Raw genomic sequence first — 15,886 nt, 5'->3', positions numbered from 1 at the left:
AAGCCAGGCGCTTCCTCGAATAGGCCTGATACATAGATGCAACCGGGCAGCAGTGTTTAAAGCAAAGCGTGTTGACAGTGTGGGGCGAGTCCATACATAGGAGCGGCTTCAGCCGCGAAGCGACCGCCGGCTCACAACAGATGCAGTGAATTTCCTGGCGCTTTCGCGGCTAAAGCCGCTCCCACCGGGCCACATGCCGCAGTGAAAAGCGCATAACCGAACGGTATTGGGGCTAACCGAACTGTGTGACCGCGAAACCGGGACAACACAGACCAAGGCAGCTAGAATGCGCGGCTTTGGGGCGCCCGTTGCGCCCTGCCTGCCAATAAGCCTTGCCCATGCCTTTTGAACTCAGTGTCGATCCCCTCACCCTGGCCGTTCTCGCGGTCGTGGCCTTCGTGGCCGGATTCATCGATGCCATCGCCGGTGGCGGCGGCCTGCTCACCACACCGGCGCTGATGACCGCCGGGCTGCCACCGCACATGGTGCTGGGTACCAACAAGCTGTGCGCCACCTTTGGCTCGGCCACCGCGAGCTTCACCTACTACCGGCGCAAGCTGTTCGACCCGGCGCAATGGAAGCTGGCGCTGATCAGCACCGCCGTGGGTGCGGCGCTTGGCGCGGTGATCGCCCACTACCTGCCGGCACAGTGGATCAACCAGATGCTGCCAGTGATCGTCTTCGCCTGCGGGCTCTACCTGTTGTTCGGCGGTACGCCCAAGGCACCGCTGGACAGCGATGCACCGATCAAGAAGGCACGCCAGGTGCCGCAGGGCCTGAGCCTGGGCTTCTACGATGGCGTGGCGGGCCCCGGCACCGGCGCCTTCTGGACCGTCAGCACGCTGATGGCCTACCCGGTGGACCTAGTCAAGGCCAGTGGTGTGGCGCGCAGCATGAACTTTGTCAGCAACGCTATGGCCCTGACGGTATTCGCGGTGTCCGGGCAGGTCGACGTGATCATCGGCGTGAGCATGGGCCTGGCGGTCATGCTCGGCGCCTATTTCGGCGCCGGCACGGCGATCAAGGGCGGCGCCAAGTTCATTCGCCCGGTGTTCATCATCATGGTCCTGGCGCTGACCGTGCGCCTAGCCTGGCAGCACTGGTTCGGGGGCGCCTGAGCGGCGCGCCAGGTAAAGGTCGATCAGGTAGCGGGCAATCGAGCGGTTGGCCGGCAGCGGCGGCAGGTCGTGGATGCTGAACCAGCGGGCGTCCTCGATCTCTTCAGGCTGACGGATGATTTCGCCGCTTTCGTATTCGGCATGGAAGCCCAGCATCATCGAATGCGGAAACGGCCAGCACTGGCTACCGATGTACTGGATATTGCGTACCGTCAGCCGCACCTCCTCCATCACTTCGCGGCGCACACAGTCTTCGGCGGACTCGCCCGGCTCGGCAAACCCGGCCAGCACACTGTAGATACCGGTGACGAAACGCGGCGAGCGAGCCAGGAGAATCTCGTCGCCACGGGTGATGAGCACGATCATGCTCGGTGAAATGCGCGGGTAGAAACGCAGGTCGTCGGCGGCGCAATACATTGCCCGCTCGCCGGGGACCTGCACGGTCGGCTGGCCGCAGGCGCCGCAGAACCGGTGTTCGCGTGCCCAGGTGGCGATCTGCGCGGCGTAGCCAAGCTTCTGGTACACCGCGAAATCGCCCTGCATCATGAACTGGCGCAAGCCCTGCCAGACCAGCCCGGGAAGCTCTACGGCCTGGGGCAGCACCCACAGGTACACCGGCTCGCCATCGAAATGGCCGATACCGTGCTCACTCAACAGCGGCAGGTCGAGGCTGGCCAGCCATTGCCTGGAGAACAGCACGCCCTCCTCGCCCATCAGGAAGCCCTGGGGGCTGTGTACCACGGCACGGCCTTCGTTGCGTTGAGGGTCGAGTACGGCGGTGGTCCAACGGCGGGTCATCGAAACACACTCCTGTCTGCGCCGTGTTCAGTCGTCGAACACCGGCTTGTGCTTGTTCATGTGGGCCAGCATGGCCTGTTTGAGATCGGCTGATTGCAGCATGGCGGCGTTCCAGATGGCAACGTACTCCAGGCCATCGTCGACACGGTGGTCGCGCATGTAGTCGATCATGCGCTTACTGCCCTCCACGGCGATCGGCGACTTCTCGGCGATCTGCCGGGCCAGCGCCAGCACGCCCTCGAGCAACTGCGGCGCATCGTCGTAGACACGATTGACCAACCCGATACGCTCGGCCTCGCGGGCGTCGACCGTGCGCCCGGTGTAGGCCAGCTCACGCAACATGCCATCGCCGATGATCCGCGGCAAGCGCTGCAAGGTGCCTACGTCGGCCGTCATGCCCATGTCGATCTCGCGGATGGCGAACTGTGCATCGGCGGCGGCATAGCGCATGTCGCAGGCGGCTATCAGGTCGATGGCGCCACCCAGGCAGTAGCCCTGCACGGCGGCCAGCACCGGCTTGCGGCATTCGGCGACGGCGGTGAACGATGCCTGCAACTCCTTGATGCGCCGTCGCAGGCGCCTGGCGTTACGCCCGCTGTCGGCCCCCAGCTCGCTGGCCACGCTGCTCAGCAGGGCCAGATCGATCCCCGAAGAAAAGTGTCGGCCCGCACCACTGAGCACCACGGCGCGTATGTCGTCACGCTCGTCGATAAGGCCGAAGATGTCGATTATTTCCCGCCAGAACGGTGCATTCATGGCGTTGAGCTTGTCAGGCCGGTTGATCTGCACATGGGCGATGCGGTCGTCGATATGCACGGTAAAGGCTTGGTAGTCGGACACGGCAGGATCCTCGATATTGGCTTGCAGCAGGTGGATTCATCCTTTGAGCGGTTACAGCCGCGAAAGACATCCCGGCTCAAGTCGGTGCCACCAGCCCAGCACGTCTGCGCTCGCTTGCCAGCGGGTTTGAACGCGTGACTATAGCAACCTTGCGGCCATTCCCGTAAAGCGCAGCAACGGTCAATTGCCGGACCACCACGACCGGCTTGGCAAGCGTCGGCAGCACTGGAAGAATCTCTGAACGCACCTGCGCAGACGGGGTCAATCACTGCAGCACGGTCAGGGAACCGAGCGCCAACTGGCAGCTCCGGCCACTCATGGATTACGAGGTGCATTCATTGGCTACCCCAAAGGCGCAAACCGGCATCGAAGGTCTGGACGACGTGCTGTCCGGAGGGCTGTCGCGCGGCCACGTGTTCCTCCTCGAAGGCGAGCCGGGCACCGGCAAGACCACTGTGGCCATGCGGTTTCTCCTGGCCGGTATGCAAGCGGGTGAGACCACCCTGTACATCACCCTGTCCGAAACCGAGCGTGAGCTGCGCGAAAGTGCCCACTCACATGGCTGGCAGTTCGACGAAAGCATTGCAGTTTTCGAGCTGGCGCAGCCGGAGAGCCTGCTCAGCATCGAACACCAGCAGAGCCTTCTTTATTCCTCGGACCTGGAGCTGGGCGAAACCGTCGCGCAGATCTTCAGCGCGGTGGAGCGCACAAAGCCCAGCCGGGTGGTGATCGACAGCCTTTCCGAAATCCGCCTGCTGGCGCAAAGCTCGCTGCGCTACCGGCGTCAGGTGCTGGCGATGAAGCACTATTTCGCGCGTTATGACGCCACGGTGCTGCTGCTCGACGACCTGACCACCGACGCGCTGGACAAGACCGTGCACAGCGTGGCCCATGGCGTCATCCGTCTGCAGGAATTGACGCCGTCCTACGGCGCAGAGCGGCGGCGCCTGAAGATCATCAAGTACCGCGGGCAAAAGTACCGTGGCGGCTATCACGACTTCACCATCCAGGTTGGCGGCATCAAGGTCTTCCCGCGCCTGGTCGCGGCCGAACACCGCAACCAGTTTGAACGCCGCCAGTTGAGCAGCGGTATAGCCGAACTCGACGCCCTGCTCGGCGGCGGCGTCGAGCGTGGTTCAAGCACCCTGGTACTGGGCCCGGCCGGCACCGGCAAGTCGCTGCTGGCCCTGGTCTTCGCCATGCAGGCGATTGCCCGCGGCGAGCGTGCTGCGCTGTTCGTCTTCGACGAGGAGCTGGGTCTGTTGCACGACCGCATGCAGGCATTGGGCATGGACCTGCGCAACCTGCAGAACAAGGAACAGATCTGGATCGAACAGGTGGATGCCGCCGAACTCTCGCCCGGCGAATTCTCCCATCGGGTGCGCCGTTGCGTGGATGAACAGCGTATCGAAACGGTGATCATCGACAGCCTCAATGGCTACCAGGCGGCAATGCCCGAGGAAAACGCCCTGGTGCTGCACATGCACGAGCTGCTGCTGTACCTCAACCGTCGAGGCGCCTCGACCTTCATGGCCATCGCGCAGCAGGGCCTGGTGGGCGACATGCGCGCCCCGGTAGACATTACCTATCTGGCCGACACGGTGATCCTGCTGCGCTATTTCGAAGCACTGGGTGAGGTACGCCGGGCCATTTCAATCATCAAGAAGCGTACCGGCGCCCACGAATCGACTATCCGGGAGTACCGCATCGGTGTGGGCGGCCTGAAGATTGGTGCCCCCTTGCATGGCTTCCAGGGCGTGCTGCGCGGAGTGCCTCACTACTACGGCGACAGTCAGCCCCTGCTAGAGGACGAGTACCCTTGATACCAGCGTTCTCCGAGCGGGCCATCATCCTTGCGCCTCACGGGCGTGACGGTCAGGTGGCGAGCAGTCTCCTTGCCGAGGCTGGCCTGCGCGCCAAGGTGGTCGGCGACCTGCCCGCCCTGGTCGCGGAACTGGCAGCCGGGGCCGGGCTGGCGATCATCGCCGACGAAGCCCTGCGCGGCGTGGACCTTGCGCCGCTGCTGGCCTTGCTGGCCGACCAGCCGGCCTGGTCGGACCTGCCGGTGATCCTCCTGACCCGCCACGGTGGCCCGGAGCAGAATCCTTCGACCCGTCTGGGCAGCCAGCTGGGTAACGTGAGCTTTCTGGAGCGCCCCTTCCACCCCATGACCCTGGTCAGCCTGGTCAACACGGCAGTGCGCGGGCGACGGCGCCAGTACGAAGCGCGAGCACGCATGGAAGACCTGATCGAAGGCGAGCAACGCTTGCACAACGCCCTCACCGCAGGGCGCCTGGGCGCCTGGCAGCTGAATGTCGACGGGCTGGTGCTCGAATGTTCGGCCATCACCCGGGCGCACTACGGGCGCAGCGAACATGAGCCGTTCGACTACACACAATGGCTGGACACCGTGTATGCCGAGGACCAGCCGCGCATGCAGGCGGCACTTCAGCACAGCCTGGACAGCGGTGCCGACTTCATCATCGAATTCCGCAACCTGTGGCCGGACGGATCACTGAACTGGGTGGACGTACGCGCACGGACCATCCATGCCAAGAATGGGCAGATCAGCGCGCTGGTCGGCGTAACCTCAGACATCAGCGACCGCAAGCAGGCCGAAGCCCAGCTGCGGCGTCTCAACGAAAACCTGGAACAGCAGATCCAGGAGCGCACCTCGCAACTGCGGCATAACGAGGAAGTGCTGCGCCAGTCACAGAAGATGGAAGCGGTGGGCCAGCTCACCGGCGGCATCGCCCACGACTTCAACAACATGCTGACTGGCATCATCGGCAGCCTGGAGCTGATGCGCCGACGCCTGGCGCGGGGCCGCACCGAAGACCTGGAGAGCCTCATCGACCTGGGCGTGACCTCGGCCAACCGCGCCGCTGCCCTCACCCACCGGCTGCTGGCCTTCTCACGGCGCCAGTCGCTGGATGCCCGACCGGTGGAAATGAATCACCTGATCCGTGCCATGGACGAGCTGATCCAGCGCAGCCTGAGCGAAAGCATTCATTTGCAGATGGTGCTGGATGCACAGCTGTGGACCGCCGAAGCCGACGCCAACCAGCTGGAGAGCGCCCTGCTCAACCTGGTGCTCAACGCCCGCGACGCCATGCCGGACGGCGGGCGACTGCGTATCGAGACCAGCAATCGCCGCCTGGAACGCAGCTACACCGACAGCTACGACAACCTGCTGCCCGGCGAATACGTGTGCCTGAGCGTCAGTGACAACGGCTGCGGCATGCCCGCCACGGTGGTCAGCCGCGCTTTCGACCCGTTCTTTACCACAAAACCGATTGGCCAGGGCACCGGCCTGGGCCTGTCGATGATCTATGGCTTCAGCAAGCAGTCACGCGGCCATGTGGCGATCGACAGCGAAGTCGGCCAGGGCACCACGGTCAACCTGTTCCTGCCGCGCTACCTGGGCACCCCGGAGGATGACCAGCAGACCTTCCAGAGCGACGCCGGCTTTGCCAGGGAAGGCGAAACCGTGCTGATCGTGGAAGACGAGCCGGCCGTGCGCCGCCTGGTCAGCGAGGTCCTGGATGAGCTGGGCTACGCCTTCGAACAGGCCAGCGACGCCAGCAGTGCGATGCCGATCATGGAGTCGCCGCGGCGCATCGACCTGTTGATCAGCGACGTGGGCCTGCCAGGGATGAACGGCCGTCAACTGGCGGAGATCGCCCGCGCACTACGGCCCGGTCTCAAGGTGCTGTTCATCACCGGCTATGCCGAACACGCCGCAGTCAGGGCGGACTTCCTGGGTGATGAAATGCAGATGATCAGCAAGCCTTTCACCTTCGACCACCTGACCGCCAAGGTGCGGGAGATGATTGGAGGCTGAAACGCCGGATCAGGCGAGCAGCCTTTCGATCTGGCTGTGCAGGGTTTCCATGGTGAACGGCTTGGCCAGAATCGGCGCGCGGGCCGCAATGGGGCTGCCGGATTCAGCGATCTCCGCCGGATAGCCGCTGATGAAGATCACCTTGAGGTCCGGACGCAGTTTGACCGCCGGCTCGGCGATCATCACCCCGGAAATTCCGCCCGGCAGACGGTAGTCGGTGATCATCAGGTCAAGGTGTGGCCGACTGGCCAGGATTTCGAAGGCCTGCTCGCCGTTCTCGGCCTGCAGTACACGATACCCCTCGCCGGACAGGTAGTCCGACAGCAGCATCATGATCAGGGGTTCGTCTTCGACGATCAGTACAACGTCTTGCGCATCAACGCTCATGTAACGGCCTTCAAGTATTCAGATAGCTGCCCATACGACCACGCTGCTTCAAGGAGGTTGCGCAGGATTGTCTGGCAATTTGCACCCTTGGGCATCGGGCAGGAAAAAACCGGCGCCTCGCTCTTGCAAGACCGGCGCCGGCGCGTTCAGCCGTCTGCCTGCAAAGGCAGACAGACGCTGAACGTAGAGCCATCGCCTTCCTGGCTTTGCACCTGGATCCGTCCACCATGGGCAAGCACGATCTGTTCGGAGATGAACAGACCCAGCCCCAGCCCGGCCACCGCATGACTGGCGGTTACCCGTTCGAACTGCTGGAAGATACGCGCCTGGTTCTCGGCCGAAATGCCGATGCCATGGTCACGCACCTCGACGCGCGCCTCATTGCAGCTTGTATCGGCGTAAACCCGGACTTCTACAGGCTTTCCGGCACCGTAGCGCAAGGCATTGGTGAGCAGGTTGGCAATCACCTGCTCGATACGAAACTCATCCCACACGCCGATCACCGGGTCATTGGCATTCAGGGTCAGCGTGCAGCCGGCGGCGTCGACCTGCGCCGCGAAATTCTCCAACAGGTTGCTGACCAGTTCGGACAGGTCGAAGGCGCTGGTGCGGATTGACAGCTTGCCGGTACGGATCCGCGACACGTCGAGCATGTCTTCGATCAGGCGGATCAGGCTCTGGATCTGCCGTTCATCGCGTTCGACCATGCTGCGGATCTTATCCAGGCTGAAGGCCGACTCGTTGTTCTTTGCCAGGTGCAACTTGCGCAACTGGGTTTCCAGGATCAGGCCGTTGAGCGGCGTGCGCACCTCGTGGGAAACGATGGACATGAAATCGTCGCGCATGCGTACCGCGCGTTGCAGATCCGCCTGGGTGGCCTGCAGCTGTTCGAGCAACACCTGCTGTTCCTGGCGGCTGCGCTCCAGCTCCTCGACCTGCAGTTTCATGGCCTTGCGCTGGCGATACAGCTCGACGAACACATTGACCTTGCTCTTCACCGCATGGATGTCCAGCGGCTTGTGCAAAAAGTCCACCGCCCCGCTTTCGTAGCCTTTGAAGGCGTAGTTCATCTCGCGCCCGGCGGCGGTCACGAACACGATGGGGATATGCTTGGTCTTTTCCGTGCTACGCATCATCTCGGCCAGCTCGAAGCCATTCATGCCAGGCATCTGCACATCGAGAATGGCCAGGGCGAACTCGTGCTGCAGCAGCAACGACAGCGCCTCGTCGGCTGAGAGAGCCTGATACACCGTGCGATCCTCGCGCTTGATCAGCGCTTCGAGGGCCAGAAGGTTTTCCGGCAGATCGTCGACGATCAGCAGTTTTGCCTTGATGTGGCTCAGCATGCGATTCGTTCCAGTTGGGTCAGCAAATCTCTGATCTCCGTCAGCGATAGCAGGTAATCGGGGGTATGCAGGCTCAGGCCGGCCTCGGGCATGGCAGACGCCACGGCCAGCTCGGGGTTCTGGATCACAGTCAGGCCGCCGAACGCCTTGATGCGGGCCAGGCCGCGCGCACCATCGGCATTGGCACCGGTCAGCAGGACACCGACCAGATGCGGGCCATAGGCATCGGCGGCCGATTCGAAAAGAATGTCGATACTGGGCCGGGAAAAGAACACCTTCTCCTCCTGGCTCAGCGACAGGCTGCGGTCATCTTCCACCGACAGGTGGTAGCCGGCCGGCGCGAAATACAGGGTGCCGGGAGTCAGGCTTTCCTTGTCGCGCGCCTCGCGTACCTCGATCGGCAGGCGGTTCTGGAAAATCTGCGCCAGTTGGCTGCAGTGCTGGTCAGGCAAGTGCAGTACCACGATCAGCGGCAACCGGAAGCCCCGGCGAATGCCCTGCGTGACCGTCAGCAACGCCTCGACGCCACCGGCCGAAGCCCCCAGAACGATGGCCTCGACCCGTGGCAAGGCAGGCACAGGGGAACCGCCAAAGGTTGTCTTCATGACTTGCGGTAGATCCGTTCAGGCTTGACCAGGGGTTCGAAGGCGTCAGTGTAGGCAGAGAAATCAAGGGTTTCCTTGCTGCCCAGAGCCAGAAAGCCCCGGTGGCAAAGCGATTCGTGGAACAGGCCGAAGGCACGGTCCTGAAGCTTCTTGTTGAAGTAGATCAGCACGTTGCGGCAGGAAATCAGGTGCGTCTCGGAGAACACGCTGTCGGTGGCCAGGCTGTGGTCGGCGAAGGTCACGTTCTCGCGCAGGCTTTTGTCGAAAATCGCGTAGTCGTAGGCCGAGGTGTAGTAATCCGACAGCGCGCCGCGTCCGCCGGCCGCCCGATAGCTGTGCTCCCAGGCGCGTACGTTGTCCATGGCGAAGATGCCCTGCTCGGCCTTCTCCAGGGAGTTGGGGTTGATGTCGGTGGCATACAGGATAGTACGCTCCAACAGCCCCTCTTCACGCAGCAGAATGGCCATCGAGTAAACCTCTTCCCCGGTGCTGCAACCGGCGATCCAGATCTTCAGCGACGGGTAGGTGCGCAGAATCGGCATCACTTCCTGGCGAATCGCCAGGAAGTGCGAGGGATCGCGGAACATCTCGCTGACCGGAATGGTGAGCCACTGCAACAGCTGGGTGAAGGCCTGGGGATCGTGCAGCACGCGCTCCTGCAGCGCCGAGATGGTGGCGCACTCGAACTGCAGCAGCGCGTGCTGCACCCGGCGCTTGATCGAGGCGCCGGAATAGTCGCGGAAATCGTAGCTGTACTTGAGGTAGATGGCCTCGATCAACAGCCGCAGCTCGATATCGGCGTTCTTGTCATGGGACATGCAAAAACCTGAACCTGTGGATCTGAGTGCCGCTTTGGCCACAGTCACTCAAATACGTTCCATTTTCGGCAGCCAGACCCGGATCAGCGAGAACAGCCGGTCCAGGTCGATGGGCTTGGCCAGGTAGTCGTTGGCGCCGGCCTGCAGGCAACGCTCCTGGTCATCCTTCATGGCCTTGGCAGTCACCGCGATCACCGGCAGCTTGCGCCAGCGCGGGTCCTTGCGGATTCGTGCGGTAGCTTCGAAACCGTCCATCTCGGGCATCATCACGTCCATCAGCACCAGGTCGATGTCCTCGACCTCGTTGAGACGATCCAGGGCCTCCTGGCCGTTACGCGCCACTTCCACCACGGCGCCCTTGTGTTCCAGGGCGCTGGTCAGCGCGAAGATGTTGCGTACGTCGTCATCGACCACCAGGATGCGCCGTGCCTCGAACACCTTGTCGCGACTTCGCGCGGTCATCAGCATCTTCTGTCGCTCGTTGGACAGCTGCGATTCGACCTTGTGCAGGAACAGCGTCACTTCGTCGAGCAGCCGTTCCGGTGAACGCGCGCCCTTGATGATGATCGAGCGCGAGTACTTCATCAGCTCGGCCTCTTCATCGCGGGTCATGTTGCGCCCGGTATAGACGATCACCGGCGGGAAGGAGCGAATGCCGTCGGCGGCCATGCGCTTGAGCAACTCGTTGCCCAGCATGTCAGGCAGCTTGAGGTCGATGATCATGCAGTCGTAGATGTTCTCGCGCAGCAACTCCAGGGCTTGCTGGGCGAGGCCGACGGCGGTGATTTCGATGTCGTCGTCGCCGATGAGCAAAGCGATGCTTTCGCGCTGCAGGTCGTCGTCTTCCACCAGGAGCACGCGCTTGAGCTTCTGGGTCAGCTTGGCTTCGAGCTTGGCAAAGACATCCTTGAGCTCTTCACGGGTGGTCGGCTTGACCGCGTAGCCGATGGCCCCCATGTGCAGGGCCGCTTCCTGGCGGTCCTCGACCGAGATCACATGCACCGGGATGTGCCGGGTCGAGGCCTGCTCCTTGAGGCGCTGCAGCACGGTCAGGCCCGAGTGGTCGGGCAGGCGCATGTCGAGCAGGATAGCGTCCGGGGCGAACTGCGCCGCCAGGTCGAAACCCTCATCGGCAGCATGGGCCACCAGGCAGCGGTAGCCCAGCTCGTGGGCCAGATCGAAAAGGATCCGTGCGAAAGTCACGTCGTCTTCGATGACCAGGATGCTGCGCGTATCGAACGGCGCCAGCTCGCGATCATCGGCGAAAGATGGCGGGCGCTCCAGGGCCTGGCCGGCAACCGGCGCCGAACGCGCCTCGACGCGCGGCGGCAATGCCTCGGGAGCGCGGAACGCCGCAGACGGCGTGGCCACCACTGGCGCCAGCAGGGCCGGCGAGCTGTCTTCGGGGGCGTGCCAGGTCTGTGGCATCGACAGGGTGAACACACTGCCCTGCCCCAACTGGCTGGAGACACTGATCGAGCCGCCCAGCAGGGCTGCCAGGTCACGGGAAATGGACAAGCCCAGACCGGTGCCGCCATAGCGGCGGTTGGTGGTGCCGTCGGCCTGGTGGAAGGCTTCGAAGATGCTCAACTGCTGATCGTCGGCGATACCGATGCCCGAATCGCGTACGGCGAAGGCGATACCTCCCTCGGCACGCCCGGACACGGTCAGGGTCACGCTCCCCTGCTCGGTGAACTTGATGGCGTTGGACAGCAGGTTCTTGAGGATCTGCTCCAGCCGCAAGCTGTCGGTGTGCAGCATTTCCGGCGCATCGGCCAGCAGCTCGACATTGAATTGCAACTGTTTGTCCATCGCCAGGGGCTGGAACACGCTCTTGAGGTTCTCTACCAGACGCACCACGCTGCAGTTCTCGGGGCGTACTTCGAGCTTGCCGGCCTCGACCTTGGCGATGTCGAGGATATCGTTGATGAGGTTGAGCAAATCGTTACCGGCCGAATAGATCGATTCGGCGAACTTGACCTGCTCGTCGGAGAGGTTGCGGCCCGGATTCTCTGCCAGCAGCTTGGCGAGGATCAGCGAACTGTTGAGCGGCGTACGCAGCTCGTGGGACATGTTGGCCAGGAACTCGGATTTGTAACGGCTGGAACGCTGCAGCTCATCGGCCCGCGCCTGCAGCTCGGCCTGCGCCGTGCTCAGCTCTTCGTTCTTCAAGTCAAGCGCATCGCGCTGCTCGGCCAGCTGTACGTTGGTCTGCTCCAGCTCGGCCTGCTGGGTTTCCAGATGGGCCTGGGACTCCTTGAGCACCCGGGATTGCTCCTCGAGTTCTTCGTTGGCGGTACGCAGCTCTTCCTGCTGCACCTGGAGCTCCTCATTGAGCTGACGGGTTTCGCTGAGCACTTCCTGCAGACGCTGGCGATAACGGGCCGCCTCGATAGAGGCGCCGACGTTATCGGCGACCAGTTCGAGGAACTCGATATCACGCTCACTGAGCGGGCGCATGAAACCCAGCTCGATCACACCGTTGACCTGTTGGTCACTGCGGGTCGAGACGATGGCCACGCTGCACGGGGCGCACTCGCCCAACCCGGAACTGACCTTGAAGTAATCGCCTGGCAAGGCATCGACCGTGATCACCCGCTGCCCTTCCAGCACCTGGCCAGTAAGTCGCTCACCAGCATGAAAGGCTTCTTCCCGCTCTTCCTGCTCGCGGGAAAAGCCGTAGGTCGCCACCCGCGACAGGCCACCGTGCTCCTGGCGCACGTAAACCGCAGCGACCACGACCCCCAGGTACTGGGCGAAAAACTTCAACACATTGCGGCCCAGCAGGTTCAGCGTCAGTTGCCCAAGCACTTGCTCGGCGAGAGCGCTCTGCCCGTTGCGCAGCCACGCGACCTTTTCCAGGCGCTCGGCGTTGCTGGCCTGCAGATTGAGGTTGGTGCTGTAGGTGGTGGACAGATTGAGCAGGTCACGACGCCCCATCCAGGCCAGGATACCGCTGACGCAGACCACGAAAATCAGGTACAGGGTGACCGAAAGCACGGTGATACGCGTGACATCGGCGTTACGCTCGATGCGCAACTGCTGCTCCATGGCCACCGCCTGCTCGTACTCCGTGCGGATCTGATCGGTAATGCGCTTGCCCCGTCCGGCGATGGTCGGCGTCAGGTAGTCGCCGTTCTGGCGGCGCAGGCCGATCATCTCTTGGGCGAACTGGTCCCACTCCTCCTGCAGGGTAGACAGGCGGCGAAAGCGATCGAGCTGCACGGGGTTGTCCTCGACCAGCTTCTGCAACCCCTGCAGCTCCGCCGTCAGGACCGGGCGGGCCACCTCATAAGGGTCGAGAAAATGCTCATCGCCGGTCAGCAGGTAACCACGCATACCGGTTTCCATGTCGATGGAAAGCTTCAATGAGCGGTTGGTGTTGTTGATGACCCGGTCGGTGTGCTCGACCCACTGGATGGCTTCGAGCAGATAGGTGATCAGAATGATGAAGAACACCGCGCTGAGCACACCCACGCCCAGCGGCAGGCTGACATTACGTCCCAGTAGTTTGCGAAAGCGCTGTTCGTCGATGGAAGACAGACGATTCATGGATAGTCCCTGATGGCCCCGTGAAATTACCGCATGCGACGCAAACTTAACAAAAAGATTCCGTTTTCGCTTCTACGGGATTGAAATTTCAAACATAAATTGGCAATAAGTCGGCCACATCACAGAATGGCGGAGTTCACGGAAAGGCCCGCACGGCATTGAGCCATCCATGGAACTTCTGAGGGTGTTTTGTTTACAGATTCAGAAGGCAGCATAGCCGCTGCCGCCAATGCCATTTTTAGGGAGTTAACCATGCCTGCCGAAGCCAGCACCATTCTCGTGGTCGAAGATGACGACATCGTGCGCATGCTGATCGTCGATGTCCTGGAGGAGCTGGAATACCAGGTGCTCGAAGCCAGCGATGCAGAGTCCGCCCTGGCGCGCCTGAAGGATGGCAGTGCGCACATCGACCTGCTGATGACCGACCAGGGGCTGCCGGACATGAAAGGCACCGAGCTGGCCCGCCAGGCCCGCCAGCTGCGCCCTGAAGTGCCGGTACTGTTCGCCAGTGGCTATTCGGAAAACATCGAGGTCCCCGATGGCATGCACTCCATCGGCAAGCCCTTCTCCATCGACCAACTGCGCGACAAGGTAACCGGTATTCTTGGCCAGGCATGACCCGCATTCCCCCACTACCCGCCTGCTGTTCATCGGCTATGTCTGGCCGGAGCCACGCTCCTCGGCGGCCAGCGGCCACGTCATGCAGCTTCTGCACTGTTTCCTCGAACAAGGATGGCAGATCACCTTCGCCAGCCCGGCCAGCGAGGGTCTGCACAGGGCCGCGCTGAACGACCTGGGCATCACTGAACGACACATCGAACTGAACAGCGAAAGCTTCGACAGTTTCGTACGCGAGCTGGACCCGCATGTGGTGGTGTTCGACCAGTTCATGATCGAAGAGCAATTCGGCTGGCGGGTCGAGAAACACTGCCCCAACGCACTGCGCGTCCTGGAAACCTCCGATCTACAAAGCCTGCGGCATGCGCGCCACCAGCATCTCAAGGCCTTGCTGGCAACGCCGACGGCCGAATCGAACATGCCGAGCCTGTTCGAACAGCCCCACACCAGCCTGTTCCAGCGCATGGCCGGCAGCGACCTGGCGTTGCGCGAGGTCGCCGCACTGTACCGCTGCGACCTCAACCTGATGACTTCGGATGTCGAAATGCAGCTGCTCACCACGGCGTTCAACTTGCCGCCCGCCCTGCTGCACTGGTGCCCGCTGATGCCGGAACCTCCGTTGCCAACGCCTCCCGGCTTCACCGAGCGCGCGCATTTCCTGAGCATCGGCAACTTTCGTCATGCGCCGAACTGGGATGCCGTGCTGTGGCTCAAGAACGCCATCTGGCCGTTGATCCGCCAGCAGCTGCCGCAGGCCCAACTGCACATCTATGGCGCCTACACGCCGCCCAAGGCCACGGCACTGCACAATCCGGCACAGGGCTTCCACATCATGGACTGGGCAGAAGACGCCCTGCAGGTCATGGCCCAGGCACGGGTGTGCCTGGCGCCGCTGCGCTTCGGCGCGGGCATCAAGGGCAAGCTGATCGACGCGATGCTCTGTGGTACGCCCTCGGTGACCACGCCGATCGGCACCGAAGCCATGCACGGCGAATTGCCCTGGCCTGGCCTGGTGGCCACCAATGCCGCCGCCATCGCCGAGGCCGCCGTGAGGCTGTACCGTGACCAGACGCGCTGGGAGCAGGCGCAGGTCGACGGCTGGCGCCTGCTTGGCGAGCGTTACCCGCGTGACCGCCACGCCGCCAGCCTGATCCAGCGCATCACCGAGCTGCGCGACAGGTTGCCCGCCCATCGCCTGGCCAATTTCACCGGGGCGATGCTGCGTCACCATCAGCACAAGAGCACCCAGTACATGGCGCAGTGGATTGAGGCCAAGAACCGCCTGGCCTGAACCGCCAGTCGGCCTCAGGAAAACGCCCGTTGCCTGTCGACAGCGGGCGCGACCATCAGGCGATCAACCCGGCCTTGAGCGCCTTGATACGGGTGTTGATGTCTTCCTTGGCCACCTCCTGCTGCTGCTTCAAGGCCTCCTGGAACTTGCGATCGACGCCTTGCTGCTCCTCGGGGGTCATGGCTTCGTACGCTTCCTTGCTGACACCGGTCAGCTGTTCACGCACCCTGTCCATCGCCGGCTGCTGCATGTAGTCGAGAAACGCCTGCCGGGCTGAAATCCGTTCCGGCTGCTCGGCTGACACGTCTGGCTGGCCGCTCACCCCGTTGTCCTTGTCGGCCACACCGGCCGCCAAGGATGCCTGGGATTTGAGGCTCAACATCATCTTGGCGAAAGATTCCTTATACGCCGTATTGTCCTGGGCATTGCCTTGCGAGGCCCCGCTTCCGGAACCGGAGGTGAGCGTTGCAGCGGCTGCCTGGACAGCGGACGGCACATACGAAGGGGTCGACTCCCGGGATATCTCCTCCAGCGCCCGGCGCCCGTTGACGAACCTGGAAGTCAGGTGGTCGAGCGTACTGTTGCTGACGAACATCGTTGGTCTCCTGCTGTGGCGGGGCCGTATGGCCCCGCGCAGTCCGCAGCAAGATGGGTGCCAGCTGCGAGAAA

13 protein-coding genes are annotated in these 15,886 nt (G+C 62.9%); 5 read left to right on the top strand and 8 right to left on the bottom strand.

Annotated elements, in window-relative coordinates; all coding sequences use genetic code 11:
- Positions 1-338: 338 nt before the first annotated feature.
- Entirely contained in the window at positions 339-1,118 is a 780-nt protein-coding gene (locus tag QZ497_RS08260; RefSeq protein WP_295473009.1) for a TSUP family transporter, read from the top strand.
- Here the strand turns inward: QZ497_RS08260 and nudC are convergent.
- Positions 1,086-1,916 (bottom strand): NAD(+) diphosphatase, encoded by an 831-nt coding sequence (nudC, locus tag QZ497_RS08255; RefSeq protein ID WP_295473008.1) that lies wholly within the window; start codon positions 1,914-1,916, stop codon positions 1,086-1,088. The genes QZ497_RS08260 and nudC overlap by 33 nt on opposite strands.
- 27 nt (positions 1,917-1,943) lie before the next feature.
- Positions 1,944-2,756, bottom strand: a complete 813-nt coding sequence (locus tag QZ497_RS08250; protein WP_295473006.1) for a crotonase/enoyl-CoA hydratase family protein — start codon at positions 2,754-2,756, stop codon at positions 1,944-1,946.
- Between the two features lie 317 nt (positions 2,757-3,073).
- Here QZ497_RS08250 and QZ497_RS08245 point away from each other — a divergent pair, with 317 nt between their 5' ends.
- On the top strand, positions 3,074-4,579 hold the full coding sequence (locus tag QZ497_RS08245; protein WP_295473004.1) for an ATPase domain-containing protein: 1,506 nt from the start codon (positions 3,074-3,076) through the stop codon (positions 4,577-4,579).
- Positions 4,576-6,600 carry a response regulator gene (locus QZ497_RS08240; protein WP_295473002.1) on the top strand — a complete coding sequence of 675 codons (2,025 nt, stop codon included), beginning with the start codon at positions 4,576-4,578 and terminating at the stop codon, positions 6,598-6,600. Before QZ497_RS08245 ends, QZ497_RS08240 begins: the two co-directional genes overlap by 4 nt.
- Positions 6,601-6,609: 9 nt before the next feature.
- On the opposite strand, the gene QZ497_RS08235 is transcribed toward QZ497_RS08240, so the two are convergent.
- From QZ497_RS08235 to QZ497_RS08215, 5 genes are all read right to left on the bottom strand, one after another.
- Entirely contained in the window at positions 6,610-6,987 is a 378-nt protein-coding gene (locus QZ497_RS08235) for a response regulator (RefSeq protein WP_295473000.1), read from the bottom strand.
- 146 nt (positions 6,988-7,133) lie between these two features.
- Positions 7,134-8,333: a hybrid sensor histidine kinase/response regulator gene (locus QZ497_RS08230; protein ID WP_295472998.1), complete on the bottom strand. Its 1,200-nt coding sequence runs from the start codon at positions 8,331-8,333 to the stop codon at positions 7,134-7,136.
- Entirely contained in the window at positions 8,327-8,938 is a 612-nt protein-coding gene (locus tag QZ497_RS08225; protein WP_295472996.1) for a chemotaxis protein CheB, read from the bottom strand. The genes QZ497_RS08230 and QZ497_RS08225 overlap by 7 nt, the downstream gene beginning before the upstream one ends.
- Entirely contained in the window at positions 8,935-9,756 is an 822-nt protein-coding gene (locus QZ497_RS08220) for a CheR family methyltransferase (RefSeq protein WP_295472994.1), read from the bottom strand. Before QZ497_RS08220 ends, QZ497_RS08225 begins: the two co-directional genes overlap by 4 nt.
- A gap of 48 nt (positions 9,757-9,804) precedes the next feature.
- The gene (locus QZ497_RS08215) at positions 9,805-13,308 is read right to left on the bottom strand and encodes a response regulator (RefSeq protein WP_295472992.1); all 3,504 of its coding nucleotides are present in this window, start codon (positions 13,306-13,308) and stop codon (positions 9,805-9,807) included.
- Between the two features lie 252 nt (positions 13,309-13,560).
- Between QZ497_RS08215 and QZ497_RS08210 the strand changes: the two genes are divergently transcribed.
- Together QZ497_RS08210 and QZ497_RS08205 are read left to right on the top strand one after the other, a co-directional pair.
- On the top strand, positions 13,561-13,926 hold the full coding sequence (locus QZ497_RS08210; protein WP_295472990.1) for a response regulator: 366 nt from the start codon (positions 13,561-13,563) through the stop codon (positions 13,924-13,926).
- Positions 13,913-15,217 (top strand): glycosyltransferase, encoded by a 1,305-nt coding sequence (locus tag QZ497_RS08205; protein ID WP_295472988.1) that lies wholly within the window; start codon positions 13,913-13,915, stop codon positions 15,215-15,217. Before QZ497_RS08210 ends, QZ497_RS08205 begins: the two co-directional genes overlap by 14 nt.
- 55 nt (positions 15,218-15,272) lie before the next feature.
- Here QZ497_RS08205 and QZ497_RS08200 read toward each other — a convergent pair whose 3' ends face one another.
- Complete coding sequence (locus tag QZ497_RS08200; RefSeq protein ID WP_295472986.1) at positions 15,273-15,812, bottom strand: hypothetical protein; 540 nt, start codon at positions 15,810-15,812, stop codon at positions 15,273-15,275.
- Between the last annotated feature and the right edge of the window lie 74 nt (positions 15,813-15,886).

The organism is uncultured Pseudomonas sp., from assembly GCF_913777995.1.
GTDB lineage: Bacteria > Pseudomonadota > Gammaproteobacteria > Pseudomonadales > Pseudomonadaceae > Aquipseudomonas.
This window is presented reverse-complemented; position numbering and strand designations above follow the sequence as displayed.